The sequence below is a fragment of the Actinophytocola sp. genome (assembly GCF_049647105.1).
Taxonomy (GTDB): Bacteria; Actinomycetota; Actinomycetes; order Mycobacteriales; family Pseudonocardiaceae; genus Actinophytocola.
Map to the genome: position 1 here is coordinate 48,293 of NZ_JBARWZ010000145.1, position 15,567 is coordinate 63,859.

Below are 15,567 nucleotides of genomic sequence, written 5' to 3' on the forward strand. Positions count from 1 at the left end.
CTCGCTGGTCGACGGTGTCCGATGCTCGCTCCGCAAGCTCTGCACAGTGTCCGATGCTCGCTCCGCAAGCTCTGCTCGGCGACCCTGCCGGGAATTGTCGGTGCCTCACCCTAGACTCGCCGTGTGCCTGAGACGCCCGCCACAGACCCTGTCAAGACCCACGAGCGCCGGTTGCTGCTCATCGACGGTCACTCGATGGCCTACCGGGCGTTCTACGCGTTGCCGAAGGAGAACTTCTCCACCGGCACGGGCCAGCACACCAACGCGGTGTACGGCTTCACCTCCATGCTCATCAACCTGCTGCGTGACGAGAAGCCGACGCACGTCGCGGTCTGTTTCGACGTGTCCCGCAAGACGTTCCGCAGCGAGCAGTACGCCGAGTACAAGGCCAACCGGTCGTCCACGCCGGACGAGTTCAAGGGCCAGGTCAGCCTCATCGAGGAGGTCCTGCGCGCGCTCGTCATCCCGTTCCTGTCGAAGGAGAACTACGAGGCGGACGACCTGATCGCGACCCTCACCACGCGTGCCACCGCCGAGGGTTTCGCGGTGTCGATCTGTACGGGTGACCGCGACGCGTTCCAGCTGGTCAACGACCACGTGACCGTGCTCTATCCCTCGCGTGGCGTGTCCGAGATGGCGCGGATGACGCCCGAGGCGGTGACGGCCAAGACCGGGGTGCGCCCCGAGCAGTACGCGGACTTCGCGGCGCTGCGTGGCGACCCGTCGGACAACCTGCCGAAGATCCCCGGTGTCGGGGAGAAGACCGTCGCGAAGTGGATCAACCAGTTCGGTTCGCTGAACGACCTGGTCGACCGGGTCGACGAGGTCAAGGGCAAGGCGGGGGACGCGCTGCGCGAGAACCTGTCGAACGTGCTGATGAACCGCCAGCTCACCGAGCTGGTCAAGGACGTGGCGCTGGGCATGGAGCCGGACGAGCTGGCCGCCAAGCCGTGGGACCGCGACGCCGTGCACCGGCTGTTCGACGAGCTGGAGTTCCGTGTACTGCGTGACCGGCTGTTCGGCGAGCTGACCACGGCGGAGCCGGAGGCCGAGTTCGGGTTCGAGGTGACCGGCGGCGCGTACGAGACGGGCAAGCTCGGCGCGTGGCTGTCGAAGAACGGCCCGTCTGGCGCGCGAGTGGGACTCTCGTTCCAGCTCGGCTCGACCGGTGTCGCGGGCGAGTCGGTCGAGCTGCGCTCGGTGGCCGTCTCGAAGTCCGACGGCACCGGTGTGTACGTCGACGTCACCTCTTTGGGTGAAGAGGACGAGCAGGCGCTGGTGACGTGGCTGGCGGACGACGCCGTCGCGAAGGTGACCTACGACGTGAAGCCGTCGCTGCACGCGATCCGCCACCGGGGGTGGACGCTCGGTGGGCTCGCGATGGACACACAGCTCGCCGCCTACCTGGTGCGGCCGGGGCAGCGGTCGTTCGCGCTGGACGACCTGGTGCTGCGGTACCTGAAGCGGGAGCTGCGGGTCGAGCAGCAGCAGGAGGAGCGGCAGCTGTCGCTGCTGGACGGCATCGAGGGCGACGACGCGAAGATCGCCGAGGGCGAGATCGTGCGCGCGCGTGCCATCGCCGAGCTGGCCGACGCGCTGGCCACGGCGCTGGACAACACCGGTCAGTCGAGCCTGCTGGCGGAGATCGAGCTGCCGCTGCTGCGGGTGCTGGCCGAGCTGGAGGCGGTCGGCATCGCGGTCGACACCGCGCAGCTGGCGTCGCTGGAGTCGCACTTCGCGGCGCGGGTGAAACACGCGGAGCAGGAGGCGTTCTCGGTCATCGGCAAGGAGATCAACCTCGGGTCGCCGAAGCAGCTGCAGGTGGTGCTGTTCGACGAGCTGGAGATGCCGAAGACCAAGCGTACGAAGACCGGCTACACCACCGACGCCGACGCGCTGACCGGTCTGTTCGAGCAGACCGAGCACCCGTTCCTCGCGCACCTGCTCGAACACCGCGACGCCACCCGGCTCAAGATCACGGTCGAGGGCCTGATCAAGTCGGTGTCTGACGACGCCCGCATCCACACCACCTACAGCCAGACGATCGCGGCGACCGGCCGCCTTTCGTCGACGGAACCGAACCTGCAGAACGTGCCCATTCGCACCGACGAGGGCCGCACGATCCGCGACACGTTCATCGTCGGCGATGGCTTCGACGAGCTGATGACCGCGGACTACAGCCAGATCGAGATGCGGATCATGGCCCACCTGTCCGGCGACGAGGCGCTGATCGAGGCGTTCAACTCGGGCTTCGACTTCCACGCCGCCACCGCGGCCCGCGTCTTCGCGGTGGAACCGGCCGAGGTCACCGGCGCCCAGCGCGCCAAGATCAAGGCGATGAACTACGGCCTGGCCTACGGTTTGTCGGCGTACGGCCTGTCCCAGCAGCTGCGGATCTCCACGGAAGAGGCCCGCGGCCTGATGGAGGAGTACTTCGCCAGGTTCGGCGGCGTCCGCGACTACCTGCAGGAGATCGTGGCGAAGGCCCGCAAGGACGGCTACACGTCCACGATCTTCGGCCGCCGCCGGTACCTGCCCGACCTGACCTCCGACAACCGCCAGCGCCGCGAGATGGCGGAACGCATGGCGCTGAACGCCCCGATCCAGGGCAGCGCGGCCGACATCATCAAGGTCGCGATGCTGAACGTGCACCGAGAGCTACGCGACGCCGGGCTGCGGACCAGGATGCTGCTGCAGGTCCACGACGAGCTGGTGCTCGAGGTCCGCACCCCGGAGCGCGCCACGGCAGAGGACCTGGTGCGAAAGGGCATGGGGTCGGCCTACAAGCTGGACGTGCCGTTGGACGTCTCGGTCGGGTTCGGCCGGTCGTGGAACTCGGCGGCGCACTGAACTACCGTCACCCGGGTGGGTACTTCCCAGGTCGTGCATCCCTGACGTTCGCCGGTAATGTGAGGGTCTGTTGCCGAACAGCGGAGGTCGGATGACCGCGCGTCGAGCCCTTGTCCTCGGTGGTACCGGCATGTTGTCCGGCGTTTCGGACGCGCTGCTCGACGACGGTTGGGACGTCGTACTCCCCAGCAGGCGAAGACCGGTCGCACCGATCACCAACGGGCGGGCCGCGCGTTGGGTAAAAGCTGACTGGACCGAACCGGCGACCCTCGCCTCGGCCGCCGCCGAAGCCCTCGACGGGCCCGCCGACCTGCTGGTCGCCTGGGTGCACCGCGGGGTCAGGGTCTCCGTCCTCCGTGCCGTCGCGCCCCTCCTGGCTGACGGCGCCCCCGTCGTCGAGGTGCACGGCAGCGCGTCCGCCCACCCATTGGGCGGCTGTCCGGACGCGGTGCTGCCGGGCCATCCGACACAGCAGGTCGTCCTCGGGTACGTCCGGCATGCCGGCCGCACCCGGTGGCTCACCCACCACGAAGTGTCCGCCGGCGTGCTGGACGCGGTTCACCGCGCGCTCGACGGCAAACCCCCGCACGTGCACCAGGTCGGCGAGTTCCGGCCCGTGCACAGCTGACTTGCGCCGACCCCTGGTACAGCTGCGCGAACCACGTCTCCTCGGCCATCGCGCCCCCATTTTCCCGTGTTCACCCATCAAGAGGCACGACTACGGAAACGGGTTCCCCGCGAACTCAGCGCAGTGCCGATGCGGGGCGCAGCTCCCAGCTGGTCCACAGCGGCCGGTAGCCCTGCCGGGCCCAGAACACCGAGGCCAGCGGGTTGGGCGGGTTGTAGTAGAGGAACGTGCCGGTCGCGCCCCGGCGGTGCAGTTCGTGGTGGGCGACGGCCATCAGCTCCCTGCCGACCCCCGACCCCCGGGCCTCGTCGGCCACCGACACGCAGTTCACGTAGCCCCAGCGTCCCGGCCGCAGCCGGATGGCGGTCAGCGAGTCCGTCACCACGTCGATGAGCCTGCAGTGCGCGAGCCCCACCGCGATCCCGTCGCGCTCCGCGAGCCACATCGGGTCACGCTGCTCGAAGTGGCGCAGTACCGTCGCCCGCTTCACCCGCTCCGCGTCCGGCCGCAGCACCGCGGCGCCGACCAGCGACGAGTACGCCAGCTCGGCCAGTTCGAGCGCGAGCACCGTCTCGGCGTCGGCCGCGGTCGCGAGGCGGACCGTCACACCGGCCTGTGGTGTCGGCCGTGCCGGGATGTCCGCCCGGAACGGCCGCACCGCGAGGCTCGTCAGCGGCGCGAAACCGTGCGCGAGCAGCGGTTGCGCCGCCTCGGCGTCGCGGCTCGGCCACGTCAGCAGGCACGCGGAGTCCGCGCCGGTGGTCCTGCGGCCCAGCAGCCGCGCCCATTCCCGCAGTAGCGCCTCCATGCCGGGGCCGCCGGTCGCGCCGACCAGCGGATGCATCTCCCACAGCTCCAGCGCCGACCACAGCGTGGTCGCCGAGCCCGGTTCGAACACGCTGCTGGAGAGCACGCCGGCCACCCGGTCACCGCCCGGCAGCGCGGCGGTCAGCACGTGCCCGTCAGGTGGGGGAGCGGCAGGCGGCAGCAGCGGGTCCACCTGCTCGAACCTGGTGGTCTGTGCGCCGAGCAGGGAGCCGGCAACCCTCACGCGGCGCGCCGGGTCAGGAAGATGGCCGTGCCGGGGAACAGCTCACCGCGTAACGGGCTCCACTGGCCCCACACCTCGGTGAGCTCGTCCGGCCACTCCGGCTCGACCAGGTCGACCAGCGTCAGCCCGGCCGAGTTCAGTGCGCGCACGAAGTCGCCGAGCGTGCGGTGGTGCTCCACGTAGGTGGCGTGGCCGTCCGCGTCGACCTCGACGTACGGGGTGCGGTCGAAGTACGAGCCGGTCACGTGCAGGCCGTTGGGGCCGGGGTCGTCCGGGAAAATCCACCGGATCGGGTGAGTGACCGCGAAGACCCACGAGCCGCCCGGCCGCAGCACGCGGGCGACCTCGCGGAACGTGCCGGGCAGGTCCGCGACGAACGGCACCGCGCCGAACGCGGAGCACGCGATGTCGAACGACCCGGTCGCGAACGGCAGGCACTCGGCGTTGGCGCGGACCAGCGGCACGTCGAGGCCGGTGGCCTCGTTGGCGGCGGCCGCGTACGCCAGCATGCCCGCGGACAGGTCGAACGCGGTGACCCGCGCACCATGGGCGGCGAGCCAGCGCGCGCATGGCGCGGAACCACAGCCGACCTCGAGGATGTCTTTACCCGCGATGTCGCCGAGCAGGCGGGCGTCCTCCTCGCGCAGGGCCTCGGGACACCACACGAAGTCCGCGACGCCGAGGAAGTCCCCGTGCTCGACGTGGTAGTCGTCGGCGTCGGCGTCCCACCAGGCACTGTTCGCGGCCACGGACTCGGAGGAACCGGCCCAGCGGCGCTCGCTGCCCACCGTCCCCAGCAGGCGTTCCGCGGCCCGTTGCGGTGCCGGTTCCACGCTGTCGCCTTCTTGCGGCATGCTGGCGCCCGCTTCCAGCGTCGACATCCAGTCCCCCTCAGTACGCCCCTCGCGACGTGATCCCCGAGACCAGGTTTGCCCGGTCAGCGCGCGGCCGCGTAAGATACATCCGCGCAGTGGTTTCGTGCTGCCGTCTGTTCATCACGGGATCAGATTCGGTCGCGCGGCCTTGTCGGTGGTTGTCTCGTTGGTTCGGGGTTCGTCGCCGACGGCACTATGCCGCTGTCGCACGACAACTGCAAATCCCATCCGCCAACTCTCAACCAAGCCGTACCGGAGCCTCCTAGCTAATGTCCACCGACACCACCATCGTCCCGGCTGACACCGCGCCGCGCCAGCAGGTCGCCATCAATGACGTCGGGACGGGTGAGGACTTCCTCGCCGCCATCGACAAGACCATCAAGTACTTCAACGATGGTGACATCGTCGAGGGCACCATCGTTAAGGTCGATCGGGACGAGGTCCTGCTCGACATCGGCTACAAGACCGAAGGGGTCATCCCCTCTCGTGAGTTGTCGATCAAGCATGACGTAGACCCCAACGAGGTCGTCAAGGTCGGTGACGAGGTCGAGGCCCTCGTCCTCCAGAAGGAGGACAAGGAAGGCCGGCTGATCCTGTCCAAGAAGCGCGCGCAGTACGAGCGCGCCTGGGGCACGATCGAGGCGCTCAAGGAGAGCGACGAGCCGGTCAAGGGCACGGTCATCGAGGTCGTCAAGGGTGGTCTCATCCTGGACATCGGCCTCCGGGGCTTCCTCCCCGCGTCCCTGGTCGAGATGCGCCGCGTGCGCGACCTGCAGCCCTACGTCGGCCGCGAGCTCGAAGCCAAGATCATCGAGCTGGACAAGAACCGCAACAACGTGGTCCTGTCCCGCCGTGCCTGGCTCGAGCAGACCCAGTCCGAGGTGCGCAGCGAGTTCCTCAACCAGCTGCAGCGCGGCCAGGTCCGCAAGGGTGTCGTCTCCTCGATCGTCAACTTCGGTGCGTTCGTGGACCTCGGCGGCGTCGACGGTCTGGTGCACGTCTCGGAGCTGTCCTGGAAGCACATCGACCACCCGTCCGAGGTCGTCGAGGTCGGCCAGGAGGTCACGGTCGAGGTGCTGGACGTCGACATGGAGCGCGAGCGCGTGTCCCTGTCGCTGAAGGCCACCCAGGAAGACCCGTGGCGTCAGTTCGCCCGCACCCACGCGATCGGCCAGATCGTGCCGGGCAAGGTCACCAAGCTCGTGCCGTTCGGTGCGTTCGTCCGCGTGGACGAGGGCATCGAGGGCCTGGTCCACATCTCCGAGCTGGCCGAGCGCCACGTGGAGATCCCGGAGCAGGTCGTGCAGGTCGGCAACGACGTCATGGTCAAGGTCATCGACATCGACCTGGAGCGTCGCCGGATCTCGCTGTCCCTGAAGCAGGCGAACGAGGGCTTCACCACGGACACCGAGTTCGACCCGACCCAGTACGGCATGGCGGCCGAGTACGACAACGAGGGGAACTACATCTACCCCGAGGGCTTCGACCCGGACACGCAGGAGTGGCAGGAAGGCTACGACAAGCAGCGTGAGGAGTGGGAGCGGCAGTACGCCGAGGCCCACACGCGCTACGAGCAGCACATGACCCAGGTCAAGAAGGCTGCCGAGGCGGAAGCCGCTGCCGAGGCCGAGGGTGGCACCGAGGAAGGCGGCACCGAGCGCGAGTACTCGAGCGCGGGCGCCGACAAGCCGAAGAGCACCGGCGGCACGCTGGCCAGCGACGAGCAGCTGGCCGCACTGCGCGAGAAGCTGTCCGGCGGCGTCTGATCCTTGATCTGATCGCCTAGCCAGCTCTGAAAGGCCCCACCGGTCCGTGACCGGTGGGGCCTTTCGCATGTTGTCCACAGCCCACGCCCGCGCTCGCCGAAACCGTCGGTGCACACCGGTAGCGTGGTTCGAGGGGGCCGGAGGCCAAGCGCGCCCCTGGGGAGTGCCGCCTGTTTCGTTATCTCCCCGGCCGCGCCGTTCGCTTACCGTTGAGCGATGCGCGTGGGGCTCGCCGTACTGGGAGCGGTGCTCGTGGTCAGCGGGTGTGCCGGCGCCGCGCCGCCCAGCAACAGTCCCGCCGTGCCGGTCTTCAGCAGCGCCCCCGCCGTCGCGGGCGTCGAACGGACCGTCCCCGACAACTGCGGCGACGTCGCGACCCTGGACGAGTTGACCCGCTACCTCAACAACCTGGTCACCGGCACCGTCCAGCCGATCGTCGGGGTGGCACAGAGCAACATCGGCCGCACGGCCCGCATCGACTGCTACTACGGCGTGCAGGCCGGGCAGCCGATGGCGAAGGCGAAGGTCTGGATCGGGCTCGCGAGCTACGTCAACGAGGAGTCCGCCCGCAAACGGCTCACCGTCACCGTCGCCGACGAGCAGAGCGCGGGCGCGACCGTCAGCGACGTCCAGGTCGGCGCGGACCGCGGGGTGCTCGTCAGGAACGCCAACTGGATGCTCGTCGCCAACCGGGGCCGGGTCACCGTCGTCGTGCAGGTCATCCCCGTGCTGGTGCGGGAGGACCACGCCGGTGCGCTACTCGGTCAGGTGGCGGACCGGGCGCTCACGAACAGGTGAGGCGTCTGCGGGACCCCGTCGGATGGCTGCCAGAATTCCCGGCATGCTGCGCGTAGGCCTCACAGGTGGGATCGGTTCCGGCAAGTCCACGGTGGCTCGGCGGCTCGCCGAACACGGCGCGGTGGTGATCGACGCCGACCGGATCGCCCGCGAGGTCGTGGCGCCGGGCACCGACGGGCTCGCCGAGGTGCGCGAGGCGTTCGGTGACGAGGTCATCAGCGACGGCGCGCTCGACCGGGCCGCGCTCGCGCAGCGGGTGTTCACCGACGAGTCCGCCCGCGCCACCCTCAACGGCATCGTCCACCCCCGGATCGGCGCGCGGACCGCCGAGCTGATGGCCGCCGCGCAGCAGGACGCGGTCGTCGTCCACGACGTGCCGCTGCTCGTGGAGAACCACCTCGGCCCCGCCTACCACCTGGTACTGGTGGTCGACGCGCCGGAGGAGGAGCGGGTGCACCGCGTCGTCCGCGACCGCGGCATGAGCGAACAGGACGCCCGCGCCCGCATCAGGGCACAGGCCACCGAGGAGGCCCGGCGCGCGGCCGCCGACGTGTGGCTGGACAACGGCGGCAGCCCCGACGAGGTGCTCGCGGTCGTCGACGCGCTGTGGGCCGACCGCCTGGTCCGCTACGAGGCCAACATCCGCCTCCACCGCCGCGCCGAGTACGGCACCCCGCGCCTGGCGGCCCCCGACCCGGCCTGGCCCGCGCAGGCGACGCGGCTGCGGGAGCGCATCGCGATGGCGGCGGGGGATCTCGCCCGCCGCGTCGACCACATCGGGTCCACGTCGGTACCCGGGCTGCCCGCCAAGGACGTCATCGACCTGCAGGTCACGGTCGCCTCGCTCGCCGACGCCGACGCGATGGCCGACGGGCTCGCGGCGGCCGGGTTCCCGAAGCTCCCGTGGATCGACCACGACAACCCGAAGCCGTACGCGCCGGACATCGAGCAGTGGCGCAAGCGCCTCCACGCCGGCGCCGATCCCGGCCGCCCAGCGAACGTCCACCTCCGCGTCGAGGGCAGCCCCGGGTGGCGGTACGCGCTGCTGTTCGCGGACTGGCTGCGCGCCAACCCGGCCGAACGCGACGCCTACCTGGCCACGAAGAAGGCCCTGGCCGCCCGCTTCGAGACCGACGACAACTCGGACAACTACGCCGACGCGAAGGAGGCGTGGTTCGACGAGGCGGACCAACGGGCACAGGAGTGGGCGACGCGAACCGGCTGGCAGCCCGCGTCCTGACCGAACTCATCCGCCCCTGGTGTGCATCTCCAGGTGGGGGTCGTTCTTCAGCGCGGTCAACGGGATGAACGGCGTCCGGTCGCGCTGTGCGAGCCGGTCCACCGCGCCGCGGTCGGTCCGTGCTGTCCACGCGTCGGTGATGATCTTCGACAGCTCTGTCTTCGACGCGCCATCGCGCAGCGGGTCGCGCAGGTTCACGCCGTCCATCGCGTACAGGCACAGGTACCACAGCCCGTCGGCGGTCAGCCTGCTCCTGTCGCAGGTGGCGCAGAACGGCTTGGTCGTCGACGACACGATGCCGAACGTCGTCCCGTCCGGCAGCTCGAACCGGTCGGCGGGGGCGGCGTCGTGGTTGCGCAGTGGCGTGATCGGCCCGTAGTGCGCGGACAGCCGCGCCAGCATCTCCGCCCGCGACAGCACCAGCTCCGGCGACCAGGACGTGGCCCCGCCGACGTCCATGTACTCGATGAACCGCACCTCGGCGGGCACGGTCCTGCCGAACTCGATCAGGTCGACCAGCTCGTCGTCGTTGATGCCGTTCAGCGCCACCGTGTCGATCTTGGTGTCGGTGAACCCGGCGGGGGCGACCGATGCGATGCCCTTCAGCACCGACGGGTGCGTCGCCCGCTGCGACAGGGTCTTCGACCGGTCCGGGCGCAACGTGTCCAGGCTGACGGTGATCCGGTTCAGCCCGGCCTTCTTCAGCTCCTCTACGTGCCCGGCGAGCAACACCCCGTTGGTGGTCATCGCGAGGTCGCGCAGCGGCTTGGCCGCGAGCATCGACACCAGCGAGGCCACGTCGCGACGCAGCAGCGGCTCGCCGCCGGTCAGCCGCACCTTGTTCACGCCGAGGTCGGAGAATACGTCGACCAGCGCCGAGATCTCCTCGAACGTCAGCAGGTCACGCCGGGGCAGCCAGGTGTACTCGGCTTCCGGCATGCAGTACCGGCATCGGAGGTTGCACCGGTCGGTGACGGAGATCCGCAGGTTGCGCAGCGGGCGGCGGTAGGTGTCGAGCACCAGCCCCGCATCGTCACGATTAGCCACACGACCAATCTATAGGCCAAATCGCATTTACGCCATTATGTTGATAGGTATCATTTATTGCGCAATTCGCTGCCATTCTGAAAATGCGCACAATTCAGCGTTCGGCGGTCAGATAGCCGCGGGAGAACGCGGTGGCCACGGCGGCCGCCCGGTCGTTGACGCCCAGCTTGGCATACACGTGGAGCAGGTGCGTCTTCACGGTTGCCTCACTGATGAACAGCTGTTTCGCCGCGTCCCGGTTCGTGGAGCCACCCGCGATCAACCCGAGCACCTCAAGCTCCCGCTGCGAGAGCGGCTCGGACGCGGGCTGGCGCATCTGTCCCATCAGCCGGGTCGCGACGGCGGGGGAGAGCACGGCCTGACCGCGTGCCGCCGCCTCCACCGCGCGGAACAGCTCGTCGCGCGGCGCGTCCTTCAGCAGGTAGCCGGTGGCACCTGCCTCGATCGCGGGCAGCACGTCACTGTCCGTGTCGTAGGTGGTGAGCACCAGCACCCGCGACGGCACGCCGCGCTTCGCCAGCTCCTTGATCGCGGTGACCCCGTCGGTGCGCGGCATCCGCAGGTCCATCAGGATCACGTCCGGCGCCAGCTTCTCCGCCGCCGCGATGGCCTCGGCGCCGTCCCCGGCCTCGGCCAGCACCTCGAACCGCGGATCCGCGGTGAACATCCCCCGCAGCCCGTCCCGCACCACGGGATGGTCGTCCACGATGAGCAGCGAGATCGTCGATCCCATGAGAGCTTGTCCTTAAAGTTCGGGGAGGCGGGCTGGGGGAGGTGGGCCAGCCGGGATCGCGGGCACCGACGCCGAGATCGCCGTCCCGCCGCCCGGCTCCGACTCGATGGCGAGCCTGCCCGCGAGCCGCTGCACCCGCTGCCGCATGCCGGCGAGGCCGAACCCGCCGTTCGTGGAACCGTTGGCGCGCTTGGCGTTCGGCTCGAAGCCGATGCCGTCGTCACGCACGTCGAGGGTCACCAGATCCTCCATGTAGGACAGTGTCAGACCGACGCGGCCGGCCCGCGAGTGCTTCGCCACGTTCGCGAGCGCCTCCTGCGCGGCCCGCAGCAGCGTCACCTCGACGTCGGCGTGCATCGGCCGCACGTCGCCGGTGGTGGTCAGGACCGCGTCGATGTCGGTGATCTCCGACCAGCGCCTGGTCACGTCGCTGATCGCGTCGGGAAGCCGGGCGTCGGCGAGCACCGAGGGCTCGACCGCGTGCACCGTCCTGCGCGCCTCGGTGAGGGTCTCGCGGGCCAGGTTCATGGCGGCGGCGACGTGCCTGCGCCAGTCCTGTGGCGCGTCCGGCATCTGCTCGGCCGCCTGGAGCTGGGCGAGGATGCCCGCGAGCCCCTGCGCGAGGGTGTCGTGGATCTCCCGCGCCATCCGCTGCCGCTCGTCCAGCACACCCGCCTCACGGGCCTGCACCAGCAGCTGTGCGTGCAGACCGGCGTTCTCCTCCAGCGCCGCCTCGAGCTTGACGTTGGCCTCGTGCAGCTCGGCGAGCGCGCGCTTCTGCTTGTGGTTGCGCTGGTCGGTCATGTCGCCGAAGTAGGAGAACGAGCTGGCCAGCGTCATGGTGATCAGGCTGATGCCGACCCACGCCCACCACGAGCTGGCGTCGATGTTCGACACCCCGCCCATGTACGACACCGCCGCGATCGGCGCGGTCGCGGCGACTCCCGCGTACCGCCAGCGGCCTTTCAGGTACTGGAACGCGTGGATGTAGCCGACGAAGGTGAAGAAGCCGAACAGCGGGGACAACAGGATCAGACCGCCGGCCAGCACGACGAACCCCGCGAAGTAGAGGCCCATCCTGGCGCCGTTCTGGTGCCACTCCGGGTGCAGCGTGTGGAACGTGAGCAGCCAGAGGACGGCCGCGGCGGTGAGGCTGAGCATCGCCGCGTGGTTCACCTGCGGCAGGCCCACGATCGGCTGCAGCACAGTGAACAGGATGCTGGCCGCGAGGAGGCCGTACGGGAGCACGGCGAAGAGCGCGTGTTCCTTGTGCTCCCACTTGTCGAACTCTTCCCGCAGGTCGGCCTCGGTGGTCACTTCTCACTCCCAGCGGAAGTACCTGGCGGCCAACCCGCCTGCGACGATCGTCCATGCCGCCATCACGGCCAGATGCAGCAGCTGTGGCCAGTGACCCGCGGTGGCGTCCTGCAATGATTGCACGCCCGCGCCGAGCGGCGTGAAGTCGCTGATCCTGCGCAGCACCTCGGGCATGGTCTCCCTCGGCGCCCACAGCCCGGCGAAGAACACCACCGGGAAGAAGAGGATGGAGCCGATCGCGCCCGCGCCCTTGCCACTCGGCGCGAGCGAGGCGATCAACAGGCCGATCGCCAGCATCGACACCGCGCTCAGGACGTAGCCGAGCAGGTAACCCGCCGCCTGCCTCGGCAGCGCCACGTCGAACGCGATGCGGCTGACCACCTGCACTGCCAGCATGACCGCGACGGACATGACGCCGCACATGACCAGCTGCGCACCGAGCATCCGGGATGGCCGGACCGGGGTGGTCCGCAGCCGGCGCAGGATGCCCTTCTCCCGGTAGGTCGCGAGCGCCTGCGGCAGGCCGTTGAGCGCCAGCATGGCGATGGCCATGGCGACGATGATCGGCGCGTACAGGTCGATCACCCGCAGGCCGCCCAGCTCCGCGTTCTGTTCGCGGAACGCGGGGACCGCACCCAGGATGACCAGCAGGATCGGCGGGAACGCCAGGACGAAGAACACCCCGACCGGCTCCCGGAAGAACAGCTTCGTCTCACTCATCGTGAGCCGGTAGAACGTATTCACGGCGGGCTCCTCAGTGGTCGATCGGGCGGCCGGTGAGCGCGACGAACGCGTCGTCCAGCGAGGTCTGCTCGACTCGCAGGTCGGCCGCGACGACCCGGTTGCGGGCGAGCGTGGTGGTCACGGCGAGCAGGAGGTCGCCGGTGCCGGTGACGATCAGCTGGCCACCGGCCCGCTCGACGGCGATGACCTCGGGCAGCGCCGTGAGCAGCGCGTGGTCGATCGGTGCGGACGGGCGGAACCGGATGCGCTGCCGGTCGTCGACCGAGGACACCAGCCCGGCGGGGGAGTCGACCGCGACGACCTTGCCCGCGTTGATCAGGGCGAGGCGGTCGCAGAGCCGTTCCGCCTCCTCCATGAAGTGCGTGACCAGCAGGATCGTGACGCCACGGGCGCGGATGACCTCGATCAGGTCCCACACGTCGCGGCGGGCCTGCGGGTCGAGGCCGGTGGTGAGCTCGTCGAGCACCGCCACCTTCGGGTTGCCGATCAGCGCGAGCGCGATCGACAGCCGCTGCTTCTGCCCGCCGGACAACCGCCGGAACTGGGTGCCGATCTTGTCGGTGAGGCGGAGGGTCTCGATGAGCTGCCGCCAGTCGGCCGGGTGCCGGTAGAAGGAGCTGTACAGCTCCATCGCCTCGCCGACCTGGAGTTTGTCCGGCAGATCGCTCTCCTGCAGCTGCGCGCCGAGCAGTTGACGCAGTTCGTCCTCGTCGCGCCGCGGATCGAGGCCGCCAACCCGGATGGTGCCGCCGTCCGGCGAGCGCAACCCCTCGATGCACTCGACGGTCGTGGTCTTGCCTGCCCCGTTCGGGCCGAGGATGCCGAAGATCTCGCCCTCTTCGACGGCGAAGCTGACGCCGTCGACGACGGCCGTGTCGCCGTAGCGCTTGACGAGGTTGTCCACCTCGATGATTGCCATGCGAGAAGCGTGCCGTGACCAGGGGCCCCCGCGGATCGACCGCGCGGGTCGCGCGGTGATCACTCAGGCTGGTCCTCGGATCAACCGATCGGTTGACCCTCGATCAGTAAGGCGGCCAGACGTCGAAGATGTGCTTGTAGGCCAGCCACGCGGACAGGTCGTGGCGGAAGTGGCTGAACTCCTCGAGCGTCTTGTGCACCGTGCAGAGCGCGAGATCGGCGTCGCTGACGAGCAGGACCCGGCCCGCGACCGCGGCGGCGAACTCCTCGGACTGGATGATCCGCGCCCGCTGGCCGGACGGCGTCTCGAGCCCGAGCAGCAGGTCGGTGGTCTTCCAGTACCGGCCGTCGCTGGTCGCGCGCACGGCGGTGAGCATGCTCGGACCCGCCTTGGCGTGGCGGGAACGCGGCCGCTGGCAGGTGAGCCGGAGGTTGAGCGTCGGCATCAGCCACGACACCTCGGCGTCGTGGAACGGGTCCTCCGGGGTGGGGCACTCGGTGCGCAGGCCCCAGCGTTCCACCTGGCACGTCCGCAGATGTCGGGTCGTCCCCGACGAGTACGTGCGCGATGCGGTAAAGGTGTCGACGACGTCGACGAGCTGGGGGGTGATCGTCGTGCCCACGCGTCGAAGGGTAGCCGTCAGCATGCGGTCAGTGACCCATGGGTTTGATTCGTTATGTCACGTCTCGTACCCGGATAGATACCGATCTGGTGAATCTTTCACCTGGACGCGAAGTAACCGTTGACCGAGAGTGGGCCTCTCACTAAAGGGCGTCGGTCCAGGTCAGGGGGAGCCCCAACCAGGCCTCGACGTCATAACCGGCGGCCGCGATGCCCTCGACGGCGGAGAAGGTCCGTTCGAACGCGCGTTGGACGGTCACGGTGTCGAGGAGCCCCGAGGTGTGCGCGTCGAGGACCTCGTCGAGGTCGAGCACGTCGAGGTCGGTGTGGTCGCGCACGAGGATGTCCAGGTACAGGTCGGTGGTGCGCCAGACCGAGCCCTTCTCGATGTCGACGATGTCGATGTAGACGTCGCAGCCCAGTTGCTTCCCGGGGTGCGCGAGCCAGCGGCCGACCCGCAGCCCGTGCCCGGGGAGCAGCCACGAGCGGAAGTACGCGATGTCGGGGTGGCCGTCGAGCGGTCGCGCCATGTAGAGCCCGAACTCGGTGGTCTCGTACTTGTCCACCACGCGCACGAACCCCTTGGGGTCGGTGTTGGTCATCGCGGCGACGTCGAACAGCTCGATCTTCGGCGGGTGCAGGTCGGTCACGGGTTCAGGGTGCCAGGCTGGTCCGGCAATTTCGCCGCGACTCTGGCCGAAGCGGTCATCCGGTGATCATCGGCTCGTTAGCCTCGCGGCGTGTTCGGAATCATCAGACCTTGCCGCCACCGGCTGTCCGCCACCCTGCGCACCTCGTGGTGGGCGCACCTGTGCGGCCTTTGCCTCGCGCTCCGCGACGAGCACGGACAGCTCGCCCGCGCCGCGACGAACTACGACGGACTGATCATCTCGGCCCTCGTCGACGCGCAGGCGCGGGCCGGGGAGCCGCGCCGGGTCGCGGGGCCGTGCCCGATGCGGGGCATGCGGTCCGCGGAGG

At 69.6% G+C, this 15,567-nt stretch carries 15 protein-coding genes; 6 read left to right on the top strand and 9 right to left on the bottom strand.

What is annotated here, in order from left to right; all coding sequences use genetic code 11:
* Positions 1 to 195: 195 nt before the first annotated feature.
* Both polA and WBA97_RS17695 read left to right on the top strand, forming a co-directional pair.
* Positions 196 to 2,850, top strand: coding sequence for a DNA polymerase I (polA, locus tag WBA97_RS17690; RefSeq protein WP_424231949.1), 2,655 nt, complete (start codon positions 196 to 198; stop codon positions 2,848 to 2,850).
* 91 nt (positions 2,851 to 2,941) lie between these two features.
* Positions 2,942 to 3,478 (top strand): hypothetical protein, encoded by a 537-nt coding sequence (locus tag WBA97_RS17695; RefSeq protein WP_424231935.1) that lies wholly within the window; start codon positions 2,942 to 2,944, stop codon positions 3,476 to 3,478.
* 115 nt (positions 3,479 to 3,593) lie between these two features.
* Here WBA97_RS17695 and WBA97_RS17700 read toward each other — a convergent pair whose 3' ends face one another.
* The gene (locus WBA97_RS17700) at positions 3,594 to 4,529 is read right to left on the bottom strand and encodes an N-acetyltransferase family protein (RefSeq protein WP_424231936.1); all 936 of its coding nucleotides are present in this window, start codon (positions 4,527 to 4,529) and stop codon (positions 3,594 to 3,596) included.
* Positions 4,526 to 5,383, bottom strand: a complete 858-nt coding sequence (locus WBA97_RS17705) for a class I SAM-dependent methyltransferase (protein WP_424231950.1) — start codon at positions 5,381 to 5,383, stop codon at positions 4,526 to 4,528. The genes WBA97_RS17700 and WBA97_RS17705 overlap by 4 nt, the downstream gene beginning before the upstream one ends.
* 290 nt (positions 5,384 to 5,673) lie before the next feature.
* Between WBA97_RS17705 and rpsA the strand changes: the two genes are divergently transcribed.
* The 3 genes from rpsA (at position 5,674) to coaE (ending at position 9,208) form a co-directional block, all read left to right on the top strand.
* Positions 5,674 to 7,170 carry a 30S ribosomal protein S1 gene (gene rpsA, locus WBA97_RS17710; RefSeq protein ID WP_424231937.1) on the top strand — a complete coding sequence of 499 codons (1,497 nt, stop codon included), beginning with the start codon at positions 5,674 to 5,676 and terminating at the stop codon, positions 7,168 to 7,170.
* Positions 7,171 to 7,386: 216 nt separating this feature from the next.
* Complete coding sequence (locus WBA97_RS17715) at positions 7,387 to 7,968, top strand: hypothetical protein (protein ID WP_424231938.1); 582 nt, start codon at positions 7,387 to 7,389, stop codon at positions 7,966 to 7,968.
* A 43-nt stretch (positions 7,969 to 8,011) separates the two neighbouring features.
* Positions 8,012 to 9,208, top strand: coding sequence for a dephospho-CoA kinase (coaE, locus tag WBA97_RS17720; RefSeq protein ID WP_424231939.1), 1,197 nt, complete (start codon positions 8,012 to 8,014; stop codon positions 9,206 to 9,208).
* A gap of 6 nt (positions 9,209 to 9,214) precedes the next feature.
* On the opposite strand, the gene moaA is transcribed toward coaE, so the two are convergent.
* The 7 genes from moaA to WBA97_RS17755 form a co-directional block, all read right to left on the bottom strand.
* Entirely contained in the window at positions 9,215 to 10,255 is a 1,041-nt protein-coding gene (moaA, locus tag WBA97_RS17725; RefSeq protein ID WP_424231940.1) for a GTP 3',8-cyclase MoaA, read from the bottom strand.
* A 94-nt stretch (positions 10,256 to 10,349) separates the two neighbouring features.
* Entirely contained in the window at positions 10,350 to 10,988 is a 639-nt protein-coding gene (locus WBA97_RS17730; RefSeq protein WP_424231941.1) for a response regulator, read from the bottom strand.
* A 12-nt stretch (positions 10,989 to 11,000) separates the two neighbouring features.
* Complete coding sequence (locus WBA97_RS17735) at positions 11,001 to 12,305, bottom strand: sensor histidine kinase (RefSeq protein WP_424231942.1); 1,305 nt, start codon at positions 12,303 to 12,305, stop codon at positions 11,001 to 11,003.
* A gap of 3 nt (positions 12,306 to 12,308) precedes the next feature.
* Complete coding sequence (locus WBA97_RS17740) at positions 12,309 to 13,049, bottom strand: ABC transporter permease (protein WP_424231943.1); 741 nt, start codon at positions 13,047 to 13,049, stop codon at positions 12,309 to 12,311.
* Positions 13,050 to 13,059: 10 nt separating this feature from the next.
* Complete coding sequence (locus tag WBA97_RS17745; protein ID WP_424231944.1) at positions 13,060 to 13,968, bottom strand: ABC transporter ATP-binding protein; 909 nt, start codon at positions 13,966 to 13,968, stop codon at positions 13,060 to 13,062.
* Positions 13,969 to 14,071: 103 nt separating this feature from the next.
* Entirely contained in the window at positions 14,072 to 14,590 is a 519-nt protein-coding gene (locus WBA97_RS17750) for a DUF402 domain-containing protein (protein ID WP_424231945.1), read from the bottom strand.
* 142 nt (positions 14,591 to 14,732) lie between these two features.
* Positions 14,733 to 15,239 carry a DUF402 domain-containing protein gene (locus WBA97_RS17755; RefSeq protein WP_424231946.1) on the bottom strand — a complete coding sequence of 169 codons (507 nt, stop codon included), beginning with the start codon at positions 15,237 to 15,239 and terminating at the stop codon, positions 14,733 to 14,735.
* A 90-nt stretch (positions 15,240 to 15,329) separates the two neighbouring features.
* On the opposite strand from WBA97_RS17755, the gene WBA97_RS17760 reads away from it, so the two are divergent.
* Positions 15,330 to 15,567: DUF5685 family protein (locus tag WBA97_RS17760; protein ID WP_424231947.1), on the top strand; the 238-nt coding region annotated here is incomplete at its 3' end.

Coding starts and splice junctions, on each gene's coding strand:
- polA (WP_424231949.1), top strand. CDS start 196: ATGGCCTACCGGGCGTTCTACGCGTTGCCGAAGGAGAACTTCTCCACC.
- WBA97_RS17695 (WP_424231935.1), top strand. CDS start 2,942: ATGACCGCGCGTCGAGCCCTTGTCCTCGGTGGTACCGGCATGTTGTCC.
- WBA97_RS17705 (WP_424231950.1), bottom strand. CDS start 5,383: ATGCCGCAAGAAGGCGACAGCGTGGAACCGGCACCGCAACGGGCCGCG.
- rpsA (WP_424231937.1), top strand. CDS start 5,674: ATGTCCACCGACACCACCATCGTCCCGGCTGACACCGCGCCGCGCCAG.
- WBA97_RS17715 (WP_424231938.1), top strand. CDS start 7,387: ATGCGCGTGGGGCTCGCCGTACTGGGAGCGGTGCTCGTGGTCAGCGGG.
- coaE (WP_424231939.1), top strand. CDS start 8,012: ATGCTGCGCGTAGGCCTCACAGGTGGGATCGGTTCCGGCAAGTCCACG.
- WBA97_RS17730 (WP_424231941.1), bottom strand. CDS start 10,988: ATGGGATCGACGATCTCGCTGCTCATCGTGGACGACCATCCCGTGGTG.
- WBA97_RS17745 (WP_424231944.1), bottom strand. CDS start 13,968: ATGGCAATCATCGAGGTGGACAACCTCGTCAAGCGCTACGGCGACACG.